Source organism: Enterobacter sp. Sphag1F (assembly GCF_014193275.1).
GTDB classification, from domain to species: domain Bacteria; phylum Pseudomonadota; class Gammaproteobacteria; order Enterobacterales; family Enterobacteriaceae; genus Pantoea; species Pantoea symbiotica.
The window spans coordinates 376,483-396,795 of record NZ_JACHZD010000002.1 but is presented as its reverse complement, the minus strand read 5'-3'; the positions used below and the strand labels follow the sequence as shown (position 1 = coordinate 396,795).

The window sequence follows — 20,313 nt, the reverse complement described above, 5'->3', positions numbered from 1 at the left end:
TTACACAAGGCGATACCTTGACACGTTTGACCCTGGCAGTTGATGCCATGGGCGGGGACTTCGGTCCTTGCGTGACAGTGCCTGCAGCCTTGCAGGCACTGGCCTCTCATTCGGAGCTGGTTCTTCTTCTGGTCGGCGATCCCGACATCATCTCGTCATTTCTTGCCAAAGCGGATTCCTCGTTACAGGGGCGTGTGCAGGTTATTCCTGCTGAATCGGTTATTGCAAGTGATGCCAAACCTTCTCAGGCGATTCGTAACAGCCGCGGCAGTTCAATGCGTGTGGCGTTAGAGTTGGTGAAAGAGGGGAAAGCACAAGCCTGTGTCAGTGCCGGAAATACCGGCGCACTAATGGGACTGGCAAAAATGTTATTAAAGCCGCTGGATGGCATTGAGCGTCCAGCGTTGATGACGGTGTTGCCGCATCAGCAGCATGGCAAAACGGTGGTGTTGGATCTCGGCGCTAACGTTGAATCGGACAGCGCCATGCTGGTGCAGTTTGCGATCATGGGCGCTGTAATGGCAGAAGAAGTGCTGGAGATCGCCCAGCCGCGTGTGGCGCTGCTGAATATTGGTCAGGAAGAGACCAAAGGATTAGAAACAATCCGCGCCGCATCTGCGGTGCTGCGAGCGTCACCGCAAATCAACTATATTGGATACCTTGAGGGGAACGATCTCCTCACCGGCAAGACGGATGTGCTGGTTTGTGATGGCTTCGTTGGTAACGTCACGTTGAAGACCATGGAAGGCGTGGTAAGAATGTTCCTCTCTCTGATCAAATCGTCAGAGGAAGGAAAAAAACGGGCCTGGTGGCTAACATTGTTGGGGCGCTGGATTCAAAAGCGTCTGGCAAAGCGTTTCGGCCATCTCAACCCCGACCAGTACAATGGCGCTTGTCTGTTAGGATTGCGCGGGACAGTGATCAAAAGCCACGGTGCGGCGAATCAACGTGCATTTGCCGTGGCGATAGAGCAGGCAGAGCAGACGGTGCGAAAGCAAGTCCCAGAGAGGATTGCTGCGCGCCTTGACACTGTATTAGCCAGGAGTGACAAAGCGTAGATGTTTACCAAAATTATCGGTACGGGCAGCTATTTGCCTGAGCAGATTCGCTCCAATGCGGATCTGGAAAAAATGGTCGAGACGACGGACGAGTGGATTGTCACCCGTACCGGCATCCGTGAGCGCCGTATTGCCGCTCCGGAAGAAACCGTTGCTACTATGGGCTTCACCGCAGCACAGCGCGCGCTGGAAATGGCGGGTGTGAATGCGAGCGACGTTGGCCTGATCATTGTGGCAACCACCTCTTCCAGCCATGCCTTCCCTAGTTCAGCGTGCATGATCCAGCAAATGCTGGAGATCAATGATTGCGCTGCCTTCGATTTGGCCGCTGCCTGTGCGGGCTTCACCTATGCACTGAGCGTTGCCGATCAATACATCAAAAATGGTGTGGTAAAACATGCGCTGGTGATCGGTGCAGACGTGCTGGCACGTACGCTCGATCCTAACGATCGTGGCACTATCATTCTGTTTGGTGATGGCGCGGGCGCGGTGGTACTGAGCCAGAGCGAAGAGCCAGGCATCCTTTCTACCCATCTGCACGCCGACGGCCGTTACAGCAAACTGCTGACGCTGCCGTATCAGGATCGTGCCCATCAGGATGAGCCTGCTTATCTGACGATGGCGGGCAATGAAGTCTTCAAAGTGGCCGTGACTGAACTGGCACACATTGTTGATGAAACTCTGCAAGCCAACAATCTTGATCGTGAAATGCTCGACTGGCTGGTGCCGCATCAGGCGAACCTGCGCATTATTAGCGCAACCGCCAAAAAGCTCGGCATGGGCATGGATAAAGTTGTCGTCACGCTGGATCGTCACGGTAATACCTCGGCCGCGTCAGTGCCAAGTGCACTGGACGAAGCAGTGCGCGATGGTCGTATCAAGCCGGGACAACTGATTCTGCTGGAAGCCTTTGGTGGTGGTTTCACCTGGGGTTCTGCACTGGTTCGCTTTTGATTGACAGGAACGAAAGATGACGCAATTTGCTTATGTTTTCCCAGGACAGGGATCGCAGACCGTCGGCATGTTAGCCGAGCTGGCTGCTGAAAACCCGCAGGTTGAAGCCACTTTCCGTGAAGCTTCTGATGCGCTGGGTTATGACTTATGGCAGTTGGTCCAGCAGGGACCGGCTGAAGAATTGAATAAAACCTGGCAGACGCAGCCTGCGCTGCTGGCGGCTTCTGTTGCTATCTATCGCGTATTGCAGAGCAAAAATGCGGTGCAGCCAACCATGATGGCCGGCCACAGCCTCGGTGAATACTCGGCTCTGGTATGTGCCGGTGTGCTGAATTTCGCAGACGCCATTAAACTGGTTGAGCTGCGCGGCAAACTGATGCAGGAAGCGGTACCGGAAGGTACTGGCGCTATGCAGGCGATTATCGGCCTGGATGACGCATCCATCCGTAAAGCCTGCGAAGAGAGTGCTCAAGGCCAGGTGGTTTCACCGGTTAACTTCAACTCGCCGGGCCAGGTGGTTATCGCGGGCAACAAAGAAGCGGTTGAGCGTGCGGGTGCAGCCTGTAAGGCTGCTGGTGCCAAACGTGCACTGCCGCTGCCAGTTAGCGTGCCATCGCACTGTGCTTTGATGAAACCTGCTGCCGATAAGCTAGCGGTGGCTCTCGAAGCGATCACCTTCAATGCGCCTGCGGTGCCGGTGGTGAACAACGTCGACGTGAAGTGTGAAACTGAAGCTGCTGCGATCCGTAGTGCGCTGGTCCGTCAGCTGTATAGCCCGGTGCGCTGGACTGAATCGGTCGAGTTTATTGCTGCGCAGGGCGTTGAGCAATTGCTGGAAGTCGGTCCAGGTAAAGTCCTGACCGGTCTTACCAAACGTATTGTGGATAGCCTGAGTGCTGCTGCGGTGAACGATTCTGCTTCACTGAGCGCTGCACTTTCACAGGAATAAGAGGAAAAACATGAGCTTTGAAGGTAAAGTAGCGCTGGTTACCGGTGCAAGCCGTGGAATTGGTCGTGCCATTGCGGAAACGCTGGCTGCGCGCGGTGCCAAAGTGGTGGGAACCGCCACCAGTGCAAGCGGTGCGGAAGCAATCAGTGCTTACCTCGGCGACAAGGGCAAAGGCCTGCTGCTGAACGTCACTGATGCCGCCTCAATTGAGAGCGTCCTCGAACAAGTACGCGCCGAATTTGGCGAAGTGGACATTTTAGTCAATAATGCAGGCATTACGCGTGACAATCTGTTGATGCGCATGAAAGACGATGAGTGGGCGGATATCCTTGATACCAACCTGACATCTGTCTTCCGTCTTTCTAAGGCGGTTATGCGTGCCATGATGAAAAAACGCGTGGGCCGTATCATTACCATCGGTTCTGTAGTTGGAACCATGGGTAACGCGGGTCAGGCAAACTATGCGGCAGCAAAAGCAGGTTTGATTGGCTTTAGCAAATCACTGGCGCGAGAAATTGCGTCACGTGGCATTACTGTAAACGTCGTGGCTCCGGGCTTTATTGAGACGGACATGACGCGTGCACTGAACGAAGATCAACGTTCGGGTATTTTGGCAGAAGTTCCAGCAGGTCGTTTAGGTGACCCGCAGGAGATTGCCAATGCTGTTGCATTCTTAGCCTCTGACGAAGCAGCCTACATCACGGGTGAGACGCTTCATGTCAATGGCGGCATGTACATGGTCTGATAATCACGAAAACATTTGCTTTATCTGCAGCAAACACCGCAGAATAACGCAAAATCGTGGTTAGACCAGCCGGGATTTTGTTGCATCTTTTTCAACATTTTATACACTACGAAAACCATCGCGAAAGCGAGTTTTGATAGGAAATTAAATAGTATGAGCGATATCGAACAACGCGTTAAGAAAATCGTAGCTGAGCAGCTGGGTGTTAAAGAAGACGAAGTGATTAACACTGCTTCTTTCGTTGAAGACCTTGGTGCAGATTCTCTTGACACCGTTGAGCTGGTAATGGCTCTGGAAGAAGAGTTTGATACTGAAATTCCAGACGAAGAAGCTGAGAAAATCACTACCGTTCAGGCAGCGATCGATTACATCAATAGTCATAAACACGACTAATGAATATCTTCAGGCGGTCACCTCGACCGCCTGAGTTTTATGTATGCCCCACATAGCGTTATTTTTTCCCTCCCTGGAGGACGTGCGTGTCTAAGCGTCGTGTAGTTGTGACTGGTCTTGGCATGTTGTCTCCTGTCGGCAATACCGTAGAGTCTACCTGGAGTGCTCTCCTTGCCGGTCAGAGCGGCATTAGCCTGATCGACCATTTTGATACTAGTGCCTATGCAACGCGTTTTGCGGGCTTAGTAAGAGATTTTAATTGCGATGATTTCATCTCGCGCAAAGATCAGCGCAAGATGGATGACTTCATCCAATACGGCATCGTTGCAGGCATTCAGGCTATGGCAGACTCCGGTCTGGTCGTAACCGATGAGAATGCTGGTCGCATTGGTGCGGCAATCGGTTCTGGGATTGGCGGACTGGGTTTAATCGAAGATAACCACAGCTCGCTGGTCAACGGTGGACCGCGCAAAATCAGCCCATTCTTCGTGCCTTCCACCATCGTCAATATGGTTGCAGGTCACCTCACCATCATGTACGGCCTGAAAGGCCCAAGCATCTCTATCGCAACTGCCTGTACGTCCGGTGTGCACAACATTGGTCATGCGGCGCGTATCATTGCGTATAACGATGCTGATGTGATGTTGGCCGGTGGTGCGGAGAAAGCCAGTACGCCATTAGGTGTCGGTGGTTTTGGTGCTGCTCGTGCGCTCTCCACGCGTAATGACAACCCTCAGTCGGCAAGCCGTCCGTGGGATAAAGATCGTGACGGTTTCGTGTTGGGTGACGGTGCTGGCATTATCGTACTGGAAGAGTACGAACACGCGAAGAAACGTGGTGCGAAGATTTATGCTGAGATCATTGGTTTCGGCATGAGCAGCGATGCTTACCACATGACGTCACCTCCGGAAGACGGTTCAGGTGCAGCAGCAGCGATGGTTAACGCGTTGCGTGACGCGCAGCTGAACGCTGAGCAGATTGGTTATGTCAACGCGCACGGCACCTCGACGCCAGCCGGTGACAAAGCGGAAGCGCAGGCGGTGAAATCGGTATTTGGTGCGGCGGCCCACAGCGTGATGGTCAGTTCCACCAAGTCGATGACTGGCCACCTGTTGGGCGCTGCGGGCGCGGTAGAAGCGATTTATTCGATTCTGGCGCTGCGCGACCAGGCGATTCCACCAACCATCAACCTCGACAATCCTGACGAAGGTTGCGATCTGGATTTCGTGCCGCATACGGCGCGCCAGGTCAGCGGACTGGAGTACACTTTGTGTAACTCCTTTGGATTTGGCGGCACTAACGGCTCGCTGATCTTCCGCAAGGTTTAATCGCTCCTCAGCCATAAAGAGGCCCGCATTGCGGGCCTTTTTTATATTTTCTACCGGGCTAATCAAGGCGGCCAACATGTGGATAAACGGCATACCGCAAACCGAGCTTTCAGCACGCGATCGCGCAGTGCAATTTGGTGATGGCTGCTTTACCACTGCTGCAGTGATCAACGGCCATATTGTTATGCTGGATGCGCATCTGCAGCGGCTGAAAGAGGGCTGCGCACGGTTATTGATGGATGCGCCTGATTTAGCTCAACTCGCCGCAGAAATGCATCACGCCGCTGCGCAACAAACGCAGGCAGTGCTCAAGGTGATTTTGACACCGGGCGCTGGCGGACGCGGTTATAGCCGCGCAGGCTGCCAAACACCGACGCGCATCCTTTCGCTCTCGCCGTGGCCACAGCATTACGCCACGCTGCAAAAGCAGGGCGCTGTGCTGCACACCAGCCCAATACGACTGGCACGCAATCCATTGCTGGCCGGCGTAAAGCACCTGAATCGCCTTGAGCAGGTGCTGATTCGCCAGCATCTTGACCAGACGGGCGGCGACGAGGCGCTGGTGCTTGACACTAACGGGACGGTGGTGGAATGCTGTGCGGCCAATTTATTCTGGCGCAAAGGCAACAACGTCTTTACGCCGCAGCTTGGGCAGGCTGGCGTGGATGGTATTATGCGTCGTTATCTGATGGCGCAGATGGCCGCGAATGGCCAGACTTGTCAGCTAATTGATGGCAGCAGGGACGACGTGTTGAACGCTGATGAAGTGGTGATGTGTAACGCCCTGATGCCAGTTTTACCCGTGCGACAAATTGACGACGTTTCGTTTACCGCACGCTCGCTGTATCAGCAACTGCGCGCCAGTTGCCCGACGATGGAAGTATCATGACTCGAATGAAAAAAATTCTCGCAGGCGTTGTGGTAGTCGCAGGACTCGCCGCCGCCTTTAGCTATTGGCAGATTGAACGTTTAGCCGATACGCCCTTAACACTGCAGCAGGAAACCATTTACACCTTGCCGGCTGGCAGCGGCCGTGTGGTACTGGAAGCGCAACTGGAAAGCCAGCACATCATTCCGCAAAGCATCTGGTTTGGCCCGTTGTTGAAACTGGAACCGGAACTGGCGCGTTTTAAAGCCGGTACCTATCGCCTGGAAACCGGCATGACGGTGCGTCAGTTGCTGCAACTGCTAGCCAGCGGTAAAGAAGCGCAATTCCCGGTGCGTTTTATTGAAGGTTCGCGTCTGACCGAGTGGTTAGCCGAATTGCGTAAAGCGCCATACCTGAAACACACGCTGACTGACGATCAATTTGCCACCGTTGCCGCTGCGCTCAAGCTTGACGTGGGCCAACTGGAAGGCAGCTTCTACCCTGATACTTATCTCTACACCGCCAATACCAGCGATGTGGCGCTGCTGGAACGTGCCCACGCGCGCATGAATAAGCTGGTCGATGAGATTTGGCAGGGACGCATGGAGAATCTGCCTTACAAGAAAGAGCAGGACATGGTCACCATGGCGTCGATCATTGAGAAAGAGACTGGCGTGAGCGAAGAGCGCGCGCGCGTGGCGTCGGTGTTTATCAATCGCCTGCGTACCGGGATGAAACTGCAAACCGATCCCACGGTGATTTACGGTATGGGCGACAGCTACACCGGCACGCTAACCCGTAAAAATCTGGAAACACCAACCGACTACAACACCTACACCATTAGCGGTTTGCCGCCGGGTCCGATCGCGATGCCGGGCCGTGCTTCACTGGAAGCGGCTGCGCATCCGGAAAAAACCAATTACCTCTATTTTGTCGCGGATGGCAAAGGTGGACACACCTTTACCACCAATCTGGCCAGCCACAATAAAGCGGTGCAGGTTTACCGGCTGGCAATGAAGGAAAAAAATGAAAAGTAAGTTTATCGTCATTGAAGGCCTGGAAGGTGCAGGCAAAACCACCGCGCGTGATGCGCTGGTTGCCGTGCTGCATGAGCACGGCATTCATGATGTCGTCTTCACGCGCGAGCCGGGCGGTACGCCGCTGGCAGAACAATTGCGAGTGTTGGTCAAGCAGGGCATTGATGGCGAGCAGGTGACCGATAAAGCCGAGCTGCTGATGTTGTACGCGGCACGCGTGCAGCTGGTAGAGAACGTGATCAAACCGGCGCTGGCACGCGGTGCCTGGGTGGTGGGCGATCGTCACGATCTCTCTTCACAAGCCTACCAAGGCGGCGGACGCGGTCTGGATGCGCAGCTGATGACCACGCTGCGCGATGCGGTGCTGGGCGATTTCCGTCCCGATCTCACACTCTATCTCGACGTAACGCCAGAAATTGGCCTGCAACGCGCCCGCGCACGTGGCGAGTTGGATCGTATTGAGCAAGAGTCGTTGCGATTCTTCGAGCGCACGCGTGAACGCTATCTGGCTTTGGCCGCTCAGGATTCCTCAATTCTAACTATTGATGCGACGCAAAATATTGCAGACGTGACATCGTCACTTCAAGGCGCCTTGCGTAGCTGGCTGTCAGGCCAATCCACATGAACTGGTATCCGTGGCTGAATCAGCCTTATCGACAAATCATCGCCCGGCATCAAAGTGGCCAGGCGCATCACGCCTTGCTGGTGCAAGCGATTGAAGGCATGGGTGACGATGCGTTGATTTGGGGCGTAAGCCGTTGGTTGATGTGTTTGCAGCCGGAAGGATTGAAGAGCTGTGGCCATTGCCACGGCTGCCAGTTGATGCAGGCGCACACGCATCCGGATTGGTATCGCCTTGAAGCCGAAAAGGGGAAATCCTCGCTCGGTATTGATGCGGTGCGCGACGTCACTGAAAAGCTGTATCACTTCGCCCAGCAGGGCGGCGCAAAGATCGTTTGGTTGCCCGATGCCGCGCAGCTCACGGAAGCTGCCGCCAACGCATTATTGAAAACGCTGGAAGAGCCGCCGGCGAATTGCTGGTTTTTCCTCAGCGTGCGCGAACCTTCGCGCCTGCTGGCGACGCTGCGCAGTCGCTGCATGACGTGGCATCTGTCGCCGCCAGAAGAAGCACATAGCCTGCAATGGCTGCAGAAGCAGCAACCGCAGCCGGAAGAGAAGCTGCGCGCCGCCTTACGTTTGAGTAATGGCGCACCCGCCGCCGCCTTGACGCTGTTGCAGCCCGAGCGCTGGCAGGCGCGTGAAACCCTGTGCGAAACGCTGATCAAAGCGCTAAACGGCGATGTGCTGCAGCTGTTACCCGCGCTGAACAGTGAAGATGTGGCCGAACGCCTCAGCTGGCTGATTTCGCTGCTGGTGGATGCGATGAAAGTGCAGCAGGGCGCCAGTCAGTGGCTGAGCAACTGCGATCGTCCGGATGTGGTCACGCAGTTGGCGCAAAGAATGAATAGCAGTGCGCTCAACAGCAGCGCGCAGCAATGGATGCAGTGTCGCGAACAGCTGTTACATGTCGCCGCGCTCAACCGTGAATTAATGTTGACCGATCGTTTACTCGCCTGGGGACGTTTACTGGCTCCGGCAACGGTCGGCTAAGCGAAAAGAGAGCTCTATGTTTATTGTCGATTCCCACTGCCATCTCGATGGCCTCGATTATGAAAAACACCACCGCGATCTGGATGATGTCATCGCCAAAGCGGCGGCGCGTGATGTGAAGTTTATGCTGGCAATTGCCACCACCTTGCCGGATTACTACAAAATCAAACAGCTGGTGGGCGATCGTGAAAACGTCGCGCTGGCTTGTGGCGTGCATCCGCTCAATCAGGAAGCGCCGTACGACGTCGATGAGTTCCGCCGTCTGGCTGCCGAGGATAGCGTGGTAGCGCTGGGTGAAACCGGGCTGGATTACTTCTATCAGCAGGAAACCAAAGCGCAGCAGCAAGCCTCGTTTCGTGAACACATTCGTACCGGTATCGCGCTGAATAAACCGATCATTGTGCACACGCGTGATGCGCGTGAAGACACGCTGGCAATCCTGCGCGAAGAGCAGGTGGAGAAGTGCGGCGGCGTGCTGCACTGTTTTACCGAAGATAAAGAAACCGCAGCCAAACTGCTGGATCTTGGTTTTTATATCTCCTTCTCCGGCATTCTGACCTTTCGCAACGCCGAACAGATCCGTGATGCGGCGCGCTATGTGCCGCTTGATCGCATGCTGGTAGAAACCGATTCGCCGTATCTGGCGCCGGTACCGCACCGTGGTAAAGAGAATCAGCCGGCGTTTACGCGTGATGTTGCAGATTACATGGCGGTATTAAAAGGCGTGGATATCGAAACCCTCGCCGCTGCCACCACAGAAAACTTCTCCCGCCTGTTCCACATCCCGATGAGTCGTCTCGGCGGCTAAACGCTTTATTTCAAACACTGTAATTAATCTAAAATCACCCAACTGCACTGCGTCTGAATGGACGCAGGCAGTGATTTGTTGCTGTTTATTAGCGCAAGTCAGTCAGAAATGACTGAAAGGAAGGGGCCGCTTTTAGCGAAATGTGATGGCCGTCAATTTAACAATTAGCGATTTATTTTACTCTTCGTAATAAATCAAAAGACGCTCAGCGTCACCCCGGCGAAGGATCCTCCCCCTAAGCCATGCGCACTGCGCAAAAAATTGCACTCATACTCAGGAGTTTCTATGTTCAAGAACGCATTTGCGAACCTGCAGAAAGTAGGTAAATCGCTGATGTTGCCGGTATCGGTTTTGCCGATTGCCGGTATTTTGTTAGGTGTTGGTTCAGCAAACTTCAGCTGGCTGCCGGAAGTAGTTTCCCACGTCATGGCCGAAGCGGGTGGTTCGGTGTTTGCCAATATGCCGCTGATCTTTGCGATCGGTGTGGCGCTCGGCTTTACCAATAACGACGGCGTGTCTGCGCTGGCGGCTGTGGTTGCTTACGGCATCATGGTGAAAACCATGGCGGTGGTTGCGCCACTGGTACTGCATATGCCTGCCGGAGAAATCGAGGCCAAGCATCTGGCGGATACCGGTGTGCTCGGCGGGATCATCGCCGGTTCCATTGCGGCGTATATGTTTAACCGCTTCTACCGCATCAAACTGCCTGAGTATCTCGGCTTCTTTGCCGGCAAGCGCTTTGTGCCGATCATCTCCGGTCTGGCCGCGATTTTCACCGGTGTGGTGCTGTCATTCATTTGGCCGCCAATCGGTACCGCAATTCAGGACTTCTCACAGTGGGCTGCATACCAAAACCCAGTCGTCGCCTTTGGACTTTACGGTCTGATTGAGCGTTCACTGGTGCCGTTTGGTCTGCACCATATCTGGAACGTACCTTTCCAGATGCAGATTGGTGAATTCACCAATGCCGCAGGTCAGGTGTTCCACGGTGATATCCCACGTTATATGGCGGGCGACCCAACGGCAGGCAAACTGTCAGGCGGCTTCCTGTTCAAAATGTACGGTCTGCCAGCAGCAGCGATTGCGATTTGGCATACCGCTAAACCAGAAAACCGCGCCAAAGTGGGCGGCATCATGATATCAGCCGCGCTGACCTCGTTCCTGACCGGTATTACCGAGCCAATCGAGTTCGCTTTCATGTTCGTGGCGCCGATTCTGTATGTGATCCACGCGATTCTGGCGGGCCTGGCCTTCCCAATCTGTATCCTGCTGGGTATGCGTGATGGCACCAGCTTCTCACACGGTCTGATCGACTTTATCGTGCTGAGCGGTAACAGCAGCAAAATCTGGCTGTTCCCGATTGTGGGTATCATCTACGGCCTGATTTACTACACCGTATTCCGTTTCCTGATTGTGAAACTGAATTTGAAAACCCCTGGCCGTGAGGACACCGCAATGGAGCAGAGCAGCGCAACCGGCAGCGAAATGGCTGGCAAACTGGTTACCGCGTTTGGTGGTAAAGAGAACATCACTAACCTTGATGCCTGTATCACTCGTCTGCGTGTGAGTGTGGCAGATGTCGGCAAGGTTGATCAGGCTGAACTGAAAAGCCTTGGCGCACGTGGTGTGGTGGTAGCAGGTTCAGGCGTTCAGGCGATCTTCGGCACCAAGTCCGATAACCTGAAAACTGAAATGGATGACTATATCCGCAGCATGTAACGAGAAAGGGCAGGCAGAGCCGGTGCGATGAAGCGGCGTCAGATCGTAAAGACGCCATAAACCATCCCTGGGGCTCGGCCCAAGCCATCCCTGGCTTGGGACGCTTTACTCCTCTGCCGCCGCTTCATCGCACTTCACTTTCGGTGCGTAAAAATGCCCTCAAATGAGGGCATTTTTTATTTATAAATAAACCCGCAAATACTCCGTCAAACACAGCAGCGCCATCGCCTGACCATACGGCATCGAGGTGAGCGGTATCTGACGGTAATACTCCAGATCGCTACCCATCGCCGTACCAAACGACACCTGTTTCAATTCCCCATCTTCATCGATATTCCCGATCACGCCACGCAATGCTTTCTCCGCCAGCGGCAAATATTCGGGCGAAAGGTAGTGTTTGCGCACCGCTTTAAGAATGCCGTAGGCGAAACCGGCGGTGGCGGAGGCTTCGGGATAGCTGTTGGGATCGTCGAGCAAGGTGTGCCATAAACCGCTGCTGTGCTGACAGGTGCTCAGCGCCTTCACCTGGCTCTCCAGCACCTGCTGCAGGAAACGGCGTGTGGCATGCTGTTCCGGCCAGTTCATCATCTCGAGGAAATCAGGAATAACGATAGTCAGCCAGCTATTGCCGCGCGCCCAGCGCGCGTTGGCGAAGTTGTGCCGTCCCTCGAACGTCCAGCCGTGGAACCACAAACCGGTTTGGCGATCCATCAAATATTGGGTATGAATCAGGAACTGATAACTGGCTTCTTCGACAAACTCCGGACGTTCCAGCAGCTGACCAATCTTCGCCAGCGCCATCACGCTCATCATCAAGGTGTCATCCCACAGCTGCTGGGTGTTTTCGTTGTTGTAGACGATGTGCTGCAAGCCGCCTTGCTCGGTACGCGGCATCTCATACATCACCCATTCAGCCCAACGCTCCAGCACCGGCCGCCACGCGGCATTACGCGTCTCTTCATAGCGATACGCCAGCGTCAGGAACGGACAAACGGTATTGACGTTCTTGGTTGGCGTGCCTTCTGCCAGCCGCGTGCTGAACCAGTCATCGATGATCTTCAGCGTCTCTTGATCGCCGGTTTGCTGATAGTAGTGCAGCATGCCGTACAGGCCGATGCCGTGTGTCCACTCCCAACCGGCCCAGCCTTTGGTATCGATCACGCGGCCATCATCGAGGCGCAGCAAAAACTCGCCGCTGTGATCGGTAATATTCACCAGATTATGGGTTAGCCGCTGAATCAACTGCACCAGCTCACTACGTGGCAACAGATATTCAGGCTGGCGCAGTAACGCGCTGTGCTTTACAGGAAATACAGTCATGGTTCATTCCTATCGTTAATCAGGGTAGAGAGAGAAGGTAAAGATCGTGGCTGAGTCGGCAGCGGCGGTGCGGCAGGCTTATGACGGTTGAGATACCCGACGTTGTTATTGCCCCACAGATTTTCATACGGCATGCCCGCCAGCATTTCGACCACTTCACGCGCTTGCGGCGTAATGCGTTCGGGCACCACGCGCCCGGCTTCGCGCATTTTCAATGTCTCTTCGCGCAACACGGTGTGAGTTTGCAGGTTGAGTTTGAAGCGCAGTGAAATAATGAAACCGCAGGCCAGCACGCAAAGTGTGCCCACGCTGAGGATCGCCAGAATGGTATGGCCGACAGCCGGGACTTGTGTGGCCTTGCCGGAAGAGAAGCCAGCCAGCTGCAACACGATACCGACGAACATCACCGCACCTGCTTGTGACGCTTTGCGCGTCAGCGTCATGATGCCGGCAAAAATGCCTTCGCGACGTTGACCGGTAATCACTTCATCAACGTCAGCGATGTAGGTGTAAGTATTCCACGGCACATAGTTGATGCCACCGCGACCAAGACCAGCAAGGCCTGAAATCAGTACCAGCAAGGCGAAGTTGTCGTTCATGCCGGTGTACCACAATCCGGCGTAGGAAAGGGCGCTCAGACCAAACAGCACCACCACCATACGATAAGCGGGCGCCGGTCCAAGGCGGATACACAGCGGAATCATCGCCATCACCGCAATAAACTGCATCACCGCCATGGTGCCCATCAGGTTGGAGGCGATTTGCGCGCTTTGCATCAGCACAAACACCACATACCAGGTGAACACCGCATTAAATACGTCCTGCGCGATATAGCCGCCGAGATACATACCAAGATGCTGGCGGAAAATACGAATGCGCAGCGTTGAGGCCAGCTCGGTGTAGAGGCGTTTCAGGCTCTGCAGCAAGGTCAGCTGTGATTTTTCCTGCTCTGCGCGGCGTGATTCAGCAGAGAAATCGTTGGGATCGCGCTCCCAGGTAAACAGCCACACCAGCGTTAACACCAGCGCACAAATCACTGAGAACACCAGGCTGGCGTAGAAGAAGGAGATCGGATTATCTTTGCCAAACCAGCCAATCAGCACGCCTGGCAGGAACGCCGCCAGAATGGCCGACAGCTGCGCCAACCCAATACGCGCGCCAGAGAAGCGGGTTTTCTGTTTGAAATCATCGGTCATCTCCGGCACCAGCGTTTCGTAGGGCACCAGAATCATGGTGTAGACCATATCGAACAGCAGATAAGTCAGCAGATACCACCAGAAACTCATGTCGCCAACCCACATCAGGCTGTAGCTGAACACGCACGGGATGCCGAGCAGAATGAAGAATTTGCGGCGGCCAAAGCGCTTGCCGAGCCAGGTCGAACCAAAGTTATCGGTCAGGAAACCCATCAGCGGGCTCACTACCGCATCCAGCACGCGAGCGGCAGCAAAAATGAAGGTCGCCTGAATCGGCGAGAGCCCACAAAAGGTGGTGTAAAAGTAGAGCAGCCAGGCGGCGGTTAACGCCGTGGTGCCTGCACCGAGGAAATCCCCGGACCCATAGGCCAGATAATGGCCCAGGCCAATCTTACGAGAGCGCATGGCAGGTTCTCCTTGAATTAGTCGGTAAACACATCCCTCATCACTCCGTACAACTTGCTCGGATTGGATTGAAAGTAGAGCGGCTTAAGCGTGCAAACCTTCGTGATTTCGCAATGACTTTCTGGTGGATGGCAAAATCACAAAGAAAATGGCGTGATATCTCTAATTTATAAAACAGCGTTTCATTTTTGTGATTAATGAGATGTTAGAAATGCGAGGTGCAGCACAATGCATGGCGAAGGGAGAAAACGGCTTAAAGGCAGTCTTTTAATACAGGAAATGTGGTCCTGAGGTTGAAAGAAATGGAATTCCTCACGCATACTGCCTGACTGAACTCAGGCTTAAGGAAATGCACCATGGCTGAAGAAACCATTTTCAGTAAAATCATCCGTCGCGAGATCCCCGCCGACGTGGTTTATCAGGACGAACTGGTCACCGCCTTCCGTGATATCGCGCCCAAAGCGCCCACCCATATTCTGATTATCCCCAATGTATTGATTCCCACCGCCAACGATGTGCAGGCCGCACACGAGCAGGCGCTGGGCCGGATGATCACCGTGGCCGCCAAAATTGCCCGTGATGAAGGCATTGCCGAAGATGGCTATCGTCTGATCATGAACTGCAACAGTCATGGCGGTCAGGAGGTTTATCACATCCATATGCATTTGGTCGGCGGTCAGCCGCTGGGCCCAATGCTGGCCATCTAACTCAGGCGGACAAATTGATGCGTCAATGGCTGAGTGGCTTGCTGTTGCTAACCCTTGCAGGTTGCAGCAGCGATAAGCCGATGATTAATACCTCGCAGTCGCTGGTAATGGAATCGTCTGTATTATCCGCGGGCATTATTACCGATGATCCGAAACTGACCGAACAAGATGGTCAGCAGCGTGCCATGAGCGTGTTGTATAACCAGCGGGAAACGCCAGTGAAAGTGCACTATCGTTTCTATTGGTACGACGACAAAGGATTGGAAATCACGCCGGAAGAGCCGGCGCAGAGCCAAATTGTCCCGGCGCATGGCAGCGTAGAAGTGGCCTCACAAATGGGCAATCCGACCGCCAGTAAGGTGCGTCTCTATCTTTATCTTTGAGGAGTAAGCTGTGATTCGCAGTGTAAAACGTTCGGGCGCGTTGTTATTTGCGCTAATGCTCACCGGTTGTGTGGTGAAACAACAGACGCCAGCGCCGGTAGAACCCACGCAGCCGACTACGCCAACTCAGCCGGTAGAACCGACGCCGCAGCCGGTGCCGCCGCCAGAAACCGTGCCGCAGCCACCGAAGCTGAAAACCATTAACTGGGATGCCAGCGTCCAGCCGTTAGTCGGCAAGATGGTGCAATCTTCAGGCGTGAATCCTGGCAGCGTGCTGCTGGTGGATCGCATTAAGAACAGCACCAATGGCGCGTTGCAAACTGACAAAGCCACCGATGCGATTCAGAATGCGCTGGCCAACAACGGCAAGTTCACGCTGATCACACCCGAACAGCTGGCGCAGGCCAAGCAGACGCTGGGCTTATCGCCGGATGACAGCCTCAACTCGCGCAGTAAAGCGATTGGTCTGGCGCGCAACGTTAACGCGCAGTATGTGCTGTATAGCAATGCGCAGGGCGATGTGAAAGCACCAACGCTGCAAATGCAGCTGATGCTGGTACAAACCGGTGAAATCATCTGGTCAGGAAACGGTGTTGCTCAACCCTGATCCGCAGCTGCAAAACATGCTTCAGCAACAATGGCCGACGGCGCAAGCTGCCGGTCATTTTTTCGCGCTGCCGGGACTGAGCGGGCAAAGCGTGCGCGTGCAGATGCCGCAGGGCGCGTTGCTGGCGCGACGTGCGCCGCCGCAGCCGATCCCGTTTGTTGATCGCCAGCGCGAATACCGCATCCTGCAGCAGCTCAGATATGCAGATCTCGGGCCGCAGCCGCTGGCATGGCGCGATCCCTGGCTTCTGCAAAGCTGGTTGCCGGGCGAGGTGCTCACCTCCGCGCAGTTTAACGCGCAGCGGGAGGCGATTGTGGCGCTGCTGCAGCGCCTGCATCAACAGCCACTCACCGGCTATCGTTTACGATTAGCGCCACTGCTGCAGCGCTATTGGCAACTTTGCCAGCAGCGTCACTGGCGCTGGCAGCGTCGTCTGCAACGCTTATTACAGCAGGGCGAACCGCAGCCGCTGCGGCTGGCACCGCTGCATATGGATGTCCATGCGGGCAACCTGATTGCTACGCCTGCCGGTTTACGCCTGATCGACTGGGAATATGCCGCCGATGGCGACGTGGCGCTGGAGCTGGCGGCGGTTTGTGCGGTTGATGGCGATACGCGTTCAGCGTGGATTGCCGAGTACGCCGCGCGCGCGAAGTTGGATGAGCATGAACTGGCGCGGCAGATGCAGCGCTGGCAGCCGTGGCTGCAATTGCTGATGGCCAGCTGGTATCAGCTGCGCGCCGAGCAGAGCCAGGATGACACCTTACAACAGCTGGCGCAGGCCAGCTGGCACGACCTTTAACGTAGGATTTTAATCATGACCATGAACACGCCTGGACCGCTGATGCTCGACGTCGAAAGCTATGAGCTCGACGCCGAAGAACGCGAAATTCTCCAGCATCCGCTGGTGGGCGGACTGATTCTGTTTGCCCGCAACTTCCACGATGTCGACCAGCTGGCAGAGCTGGTGCGCCAGATTCGCGCTGCGTCGCGCCATCGTCTGGTTGTCGCGGTGGATCAGGAAGGCGGGCGCGTGCAGCGTTTCCGCGACGGCTTCACGCAGTTGCCGGCCATGCAATCCTTCGCCGCGCTGCACGATCTCAACAGTGCCGGTGAACTGGCGCAGCAGGCGGGCTGGCAGATGGCATCGGAAATGATCGCCATGGACATCGACATCAGTTTCGCGCCGGTGCTCGACATTGGTCATATCAGCGCGGCGATTGGCGACCGTTCGTTCCATGAAGATCCGGCCATCGCCCTGCAAGTCGCGCGTCGTTTTATCAACGGCATGCATGAAGCGGGCATGAAGACCACCGGCAAACACTTCCCCGGTCACGGTGCGGTCAGCGCGGATTCGCACAAAGAGACGCCGCGCGACAATCGCGATGCCGCCACGCTGCGTCAGCATGACATGGCGATCTTTAAGCAGTTGATCGATGAGCAACTGCTTGATGCGGTGATGCCAGCGCACGTTATCTATACTGAGGTGGATCCGTTGCCCGCCAGCGGTTCACCGTACTGGCTGCAAACCGTGTTGCGCAAAGAGCTCAGCTTCAACGGCGTGATTTTCTCCGACGATTTGTCGATGGAAGGTGCCGCCGTGATGGGCAGCTACGCCGAACGCGCACAGCAGTCGCTGAATGCCGGTTGCGATATGATCCTGGTGTGCAATCAGCGCGCCGGCGCGGTAAGCGTACTGGATAACTTGACGCCGATCGGGGCAGAGCGCGTGACGCAGTTATACCATCAAGGGCGTTTTACCCGTCAAAGCTTGCTGGCAAGCGAGCGCTGGCGGCAAAATCAGCGTCAGCTCAGCGCATTGCAAGAGCGCTGGTTGGCGCACAAAGCTTCGGGCAGATAAGCCGCGCTGCCCGGATTTATTCCACGCTGAGGAAAATCATGATCATCTATCTGCACGGTTTTGATTCCAACAGTCCGGGCAACCATGAAAAAGTGCTGCAGCTGCAGTTTATTGACCCGGACGTCAGATTAGTCAGCTACAGCACTCGCCATCCCAAACACGACATGCAGTTTCTGCTGAAAGAGTGCGACAAGCTGCTGCAGCAGGGCGACGATGCGCATCCGCTGATTTGCGGGGTTGGGCTGGGCGGTTATTGGGCCGAGCGCATTGGCTTCCTGTGTGGCATGCGTCAGGTGATCTTTAATCCCAATCTGTTCCCGTTTGAGAACATGGAAGGCAAAATCGATCGCCCGGAAGAGTATCTCGATATTGCTACCAAATGCGTCAATGATTTCCGCGAGAAGAACCGCGATAAGTGTCTGGCGATTTTGTCTCGTCAGGATGAAGCGCTGGATAATCAGCGCAGCGCGGCGTATCTGCAGCCGTTCTATGAAATCATCTGGGATGACGCAGCCAGCCACAAATTCAAGAACATCGCCCCGCATTTACAGCGCATCAAAGCCTTCAAACTCCTCGCCTGACCGTCGGTGCGCCGTGTGACGCGGCGCATAAAATGTGTAACATTCTGATAATGCTGCTTAAAGATTGATGTACATCAATTTTCTTATGTGATGTCTTTGACGCCGTGATATTCTGCCCTCAGCTCGCGATTTAACGTCGCCAACCCTATGTTTATTAAGGTTTTTATTAACCATTAATTAACTATTGGTTTACAACTTTGAGGGGGTCTTTGTTGACTACATCTATGGAAAAAATCGTTATTATCGGCGGTGGTGCTGGCGGCTTAGAGCTGGCAACGCAGCTCGGTCACAAGCTGGGACGCAAGAAAAAGGCCGAGATCATATTGGTCGATCGTAACCACAGTCATCTGTGGAAACCGCTGCTGCACGAAGTGGCAACCGGTTCGATGGACGAAGGGATTGATGCGCTGAGCTATCTGGCGCACGCGCGTAATCACGGCTTCCAGTTCCAGCTGGGGTCGCTGACGCAAATCAACCGTGAAAACAAAACCCTTGAGCTGGCTGAAATCCGCGATGCGGAAGGCGCGTTGTTAGTGCCGCAGCGTGAGCTGGCCTACGATCGCCTCGTTATCGCACTTGGCAGCACCTCAAATGACTTCGGCACGCCGGGTGTGAAAGATCACTGCATCTTCCTTGATAACCCGCATCAGGCACGTCGTTTCCACAACGAAATGCTCAACCTGTTCCTGCGTTTCTCGGCCAGCGAAGGCAGCCTGGAAAAAGTGAATATTGCGATTGTCGGCGGTGGCGCCACCGGCGTTGAGCTCTCCGCTGAGCTGTACAACGCGGTAAAACAGCTGCACAGCTACGGCTACAAAGGTCTGGATAGCAGCTCGCTGAACGTCACGCTGGTGGAAGCCGGTGAACGCATTCTGCCTGCGCTGCCACCGCGCATCTCGGCGGCAGCGCATCAGGAGCTGACCAAACTTGGCGTGCGGGTGTTGACGCAAACCATGGTCACCAGCGCCACTGAAAACGGCTTGAATACCAAAGGCGGCGAATTCATCGATGCCGATTTGATGGTGTGGGCGGCCGGTATCAAAGCGCCAGATTTCCTGAAAGAGATTGGCGGACTGGAAACAAATCGCATCAATCAGCTGGTGGTGAAAGAGACGCTGCAAACCACGCTGGATGACGACATCTACGCGATTGGTGACTGCGCCTCCTGCGCGCTGCCGGGTGGCGGATTTGTGCCGCCGCGCGCGCAGTCAGCGCATCAGATGGCATCGCGCGCGCTGGAGAACATCCTTGCACAGCGTAAAGATAAACCATTGAAAGCCTATGTTTATAAAGATCACGGTTCGCTGGTATCGCTGTCGCGCTTCAGCACCGTGGGCAGTTTGATGGGTAACCTGATGCGCGGATCGATGATGGTGGAAGGGCGCATTGCGCGTTTTGTCTACATTTCTCTATATCGCATGCACCAGATTGCGCTCCACGGATACTTCAAGACCGGTCTGATGATGTTGGTCGGCAGTCTTAACCGCGTCCTACGTCCGCGCCTCAAGCTGCACTGATGATTTTCGGGCGGTGAATGCCGTTCCACGCCACGCCAGCTGCCGTAACCCGCTGAAAACAGCACGTTCAGCTTAAGGTTACGGCACTATTTCACCCGCTCTCAGAACTCTCCTAAAAGCTGGCCCTGATGGGTTTCCGCTGCGTTTCCTCCATTAATCTGATGTTGCAATTACGGTCCATCTGTAAAACTTATTACCAACAAACACGGCGCGGCGCGCACGCCGGTTATGCCTCGGCTACATCAGGATTTCGTAGCGGCAGGAAT

The 20,313-nt window shown here is 55.0% G+C and carries 21 protein-coding genes; 19 read left to right on the top strand and 2 right to left on the bottom strand.

All coding sequences use genetic code 11. From position 1 onward, the window contains the following. Positions 1 to 17: 17 nt before the first annotated feature. The 12 genes from plsX (at position 18) to ptsG (ending at position 11,470) form a co-directional block, all read left to right on the top strand. Positions 18 to 1,058 (top strand): phosphate acyltransferase PlsX, encoded by a 1,041-nt coding sequence (gene plsX, locus FHW71_RS07330; RefSeq protein WP_061716965.1) that lies wholly within the window; start codon positions 18 to 20, stop codon positions 1,056 to 1,058. Further along, positions 1,059 to 2,012, top strand: coding sequence for a beta-ketoacyl-ACP synthase III (locus FHW71_RS07325; protein WP_008103066.1), 954 nt, complete (start codon positions 1,059 to 1,061; stop codon positions 2,010 to 2,012). A 16-nt stretch (positions 2,013 to 2,028) separates the two neighbouring features. Next, positions 2,029 to 2,961: an ACP S-malonyltransferase gene (gene fabD / locus FHW71_RS07320; protein WP_179451266.1), complete on the top strand. Its 933-nt coding sequence runs from the start codon at positions 2,029 to 2,031 to the stop codon at positions 2,959 to 2,961. 10 nt (positions 2,962 to 2,971) lie between these two features. Further along, complete coding sequence (gene fabG, locus FHW71_RS07315; RefSeq protein WP_007885776.1) at positions 2,972 to 3,706, top strand: 3-oxoacyl-ACP reductase FabG; 735 nt, start codon at positions 2,972 to 2,974, stop codon at positions 3,704 to 3,706. 153 nt (positions 3,707 to 3,859) lie between these two features. Next, positions 3,860 to 4,099 carry an acyl carrier protein gene (gene acpP, locus FHW71_RS07310; protein WP_008103063.1) on the top strand — a complete coding sequence of 80 codons (240 nt, stop codon included), beginning with the start codon at positions 3,860 to 3,862 and terminating at the stop codon, positions 4,097 to 4,099. A gap of 86 nt (positions 4,100 to 4,185) precedes the next feature. Further along, positions 4,186 to 5,427, top strand: coding sequence for a beta-ketoacyl-ACP synthase II (fabF, locus tag FHW71_RS07305; protein WP_061716959.1), 1,242 nt, complete (start codon positions 4,186 to 4,188; stop codon positions 5,425 to 5,427). 76 nt (positions 5,428 to 5,503) lie between these two features. Beyond that, complete coding sequence (pabC, locus tag FHW71_RS07300; RefSeq protein WP_179451264.1) at positions 5,504 to 6,316, top strand: aminodeoxychorismate lyase; 813 nt, start codon at positions 5,504 to 5,506, stop codon at positions 6,314 to 6,316. Continuing rightward, complete coding sequence (gene mltG / locus FHW71_RS07295; protein ID WP_008103057.1) at positions 6,313 to 7,332, top strand: endolytic transglycosylase MltG; 1,020 nt, start codon at positions 6,313 to 6,315, stop codon at positions 7,330 to 7,332. The genes pabC and mltG overlap by 4 nt, the downstream gene beginning before the upstream one ends. After that, positions 7,322 to 7,957 carry a dTMP kinase gene (tmk, locus tag FHW71_RS07290; protein WP_179451262.1) on the top strand — a complete coding sequence of 212 codons (636 nt, stop codon included), beginning with the start codon at positions 7,322 to 7,324 and terminating at the stop codon, positions 7,955 to 7,957. The genes mltG and tmk overlap by 11 nt, the downstream gene beginning before the upstream one ends. Then, positions 7,954 to 8,943 (top strand): DNA polymerase III subunit delta', encoded by a 990-nt coding sequence (holB, locus tag FHW71_RS07285; protein WP_179451260.1) that lies wholly within the window; start codon positions 7,954 to 7,956, stop codon positions 8,941 to 8,943. The genes tmk and holB overlap by 4 nt, the downstream gene beginning before the upstream one ends. A gap of 16 nt (positions 8,944 to 8,959) precedes the next feature. Further along, complete coding sequence (locus FHW71_RS07280; RefSeq protein WP_061716954.1) at positions 8,960 to 9,751, top strand: metal-dependent hydrolase; 792 nt, start codon at positions 8,960 to 8,962, stop codon at positions 9,749 to 9,751. A gap of 285 nt (positions 9,752 to 10,036) precedes the next feature. Then, the gene (gene ptsG, locus FHW71_RS07275) at positions 10,037 to 11,470 is read left to right on the top strand and encodes a PTS glucose transporter subunit IIBC (RefSeq protein WP_008103049.1); all 1,434 of its coding nucleotides are present in this window, start codon (positions 10,037 to 10,039) and stop codon (positions 11,468 to 11,470) included. A 180-nt stretch (positions 11,471 to 11,650) separates the two neighbouring features. On the opposite strand, the gene FHW71_RS07270 is transcribed toward ptsG, so the two are convergent. Further along, entirely contained in the window at positions 11,651 to 12,790 is a 1,140-nt protein-coding gene (locus tag FHW71_RS07270; RefSeq protein ID WP_061716952.1) for a glycoside hydrolase family 88 protein, read from the bottom strand. Next, positions 12,787 to 14,391, bottom strand: a complete 1,605-nt coding sequence (locus tag FHW71_RS07265; RefSeq protein WP_154152682.1) for an MFS transporter — start codon at positions 14,389 to 14,391, stop codon at positions 12,787 to 12,789. Before FHW71_RS07265 ends, FHW71_RS07270 begins: the two co-directional genes overlap by 4 nt. 356 nt (positions 14,392 to 14,747) lie before the next feature. On the opposite strand from FHW71_RS07265, the gene hinT reads away from it, so the two are divergent. The 7 genes from hinT to FHW71_RS07230 all read left to right on the top strand — a co-directional run bounded on the left by hinT (position 14,748) and on the right by FHW71_RS07230 (position 20,047). Beyond that, positions 14,748 to 15,098 (top strand): purine nucleoside phosphoramidase, encoded by a 351-nt coding sequence (gene hinT, locus FHW71_RS07260; protein ID WP_007885755.1) that lies wholly within the window; start codon positions 14,748 to 14,750, stop codon positions 15,096 to 15,098. A gap of 17 nt (positions 15,099 to 15,115) precedes the next feature. Next, the gene (locus FHW71_RS07255) at positions 15,116 to 15,481 is read left to right on the top strand and encodes a YcfL family protein (RefSeq protein WP_008103043.1); all 366 of its coding nucleotides are present in this window, start codon (positions 15,116 to 15,118) and stop codon (positions 15,479 to 15,481) included. Between the two features lie 10 nt (positions 15,482 to 15,491). Then, entirely contained in the window at positions 15,492 to 16,088 is a 597-nt protein-coding gene (lpoB, locus tag FHW71_RS07250; RefSeq protein ID WP_008103041.1) for a penicillin-binding protein activator LpoB, read from the top strand. Further along, entirely contained in the window at positions 16,075 to 16,890 is an 816-nt protein-coding gene (gene thiK, locus FHW71_RS07245; protein WP_179451258.1) for a thiamine kinase, read from the top strand. Before lpoB ends, thiK begins: the two co-directional genes overlap by 14 nt. A gap of 15 nt (positions 16,891 to 16,905) precedes the next feature. Continuing rightward, entirely contained in the window at positions 16,906 to 17,949 is a 1,044-nt protein-coding gene (nagZ, locus tag FHW71_RS07240) for a beta-N-acetylhexosaminidase (protein WP_154152676.1), read from the top strand. A 38-nt stretch (positions 17,950 to 17,987) separates the two neighbouring features. Beyond that, positions 17,988 to 18,530 (top strand): alpha/beta hydrolase YcfP, encoded by a 543-nt coding sequence (ycfP, locus tag FHW71_RS07235; RefSeq protein ID WP_008103034.1) that lies wholly within the window; start codon positions 17,988 to 17,990, stop codon positions 18,528 to 18,530. 212 nt (positions 18,531 to 18,742) lie between these two features. Beyond that, on the top strand, positions 18,743 to 20,047 hold the full coding sequence (locus FHW71_RS07230) for an NAD(P)/FAD-dependent oxidoreductase (protein WP_085982480.1): 1,305 nt from the start codon (positions 18,743 to 18,745) through the stop codon (positions 20,045 to 20,047). The last annotated feature ends 266 nt before the right edge of the window (positions 20,048 to 20,313 follow it).

What these genes read in the sequence shown, in the direction of transcription:
- FHW71_RS07325 (WP_008103066.1), top strand. Translation starts at nt 1,059, where the DNA reads ATGTTTACCAAAATTATCGGTACGGGCAGCTATTTGCCTGAGCAGATT.
- fabD (WP_179451266.1), top strand. Translation starts at nt 2,029, where the DNA reads ATGACGCAATTTGCTTATGTTTTCCCAGGACAGGGATCGCAGACCGTC.
- fabG (WP_007885776.1), top strand. Translation starts at nt 2,972, where the DNA reads ATGAGCTTTGAAGGTAAAGTAGCGCTGGTTACCGGTGCAAGCCGTGGA.
- acpP (WP_008103063.1), top strand. Translation starts at nt 3,860, where the DNA reads ATGAGCGATATCGAACAACGCGTTAAGAAAATCGTAGCTGAGCAGCTG.
- pabC (WP_179451264.1), top strand. Translation starts at nt 5,504, where the DNA reads ATGTGGATAAACGGCATACCGCAAACCGAGCTTTCAGCACGCGATCGC.
- mltG (WP_008103057.1), top strand. Translation starts at nt 6,313, where the DNA reads ATGACTCGAATGAAAAAAATTCTCGCAGGCGTTGTGGTAGTCGCAGGA.
- tmk (WP_179451262.1), top strand. Translation starts at nt 7,322, where the DNA reads ATGAAAAGTAAGTTTATCGTCATTGAAGGCCTGGAAGGTGCAGGCAAA.
- holB (WP_179451260.1), top strand. Translation starts at nt 7,954, where the DNA reads ATGAACTGGTATCCGTGGCTGAATCAGCCTTATCGACAAATCATCGCC.
- FHW71_RS07280 (WP_061716954.1), top strand. Translation starts at nt 8,960, where the DNA reads ATGTTTATTGTCGATTCCCACTGCCATCTCGATGGCCTCGATTATGAA.
- ptsG (WP_008103049.1), top strand. Translation starts at nt 10,037, where the DNA reads ATGTTCAAGAACGCATTTGCGAACCTGCAGAAAGTAGGTAAATCGCTG.
- FHW71_RS07270 (WP_061716952.1), bottom strand. Translation starts at nt 12,790, where the DNA reads ATGACTGTATTTCCTGTAAAGCACAGCGCGTTACTGCGCCAGCCTGAA.
- FHW71_RS07265 (WP_154152682.1), bottom strand. Translation starts at nt 14,391, where the DNA reads ATGCGCTCTCGTAAGATTGGCCTGGGCCATTATCTGGCCTATGGGTCC.
- hinT (WP_007885755.1), top strand. Translation starts at nt 14,748, where the DNA reads ATGGCTGAAGAAACCATTTTCAGTAAAATCATCCGTCGCGAGATCCCC.
- FHW71_RS07255 (WP_008103043.1), top strand. Translation starts at nt 15,116, where the DNA reads ATGCGTCAATGGCTGAGTGGCTTGCTGTTGCTAACCCTTGCAGGTTGC.
- nagZ (WP_154152676.1), top strand. Translation starts at nt 16,906, where the DNA reads ATGACCATGAACACGCCTGGACCGCTGATGCTCGACGTCGAAAGCTAT.
- ycfP (WP_008103034.1), top strand. Translation starts at nt 17,988, where the DNA reads ATGATCATCTATCTGCACGGTTTTGATTCCAACAGTCCGGGCAACCAT.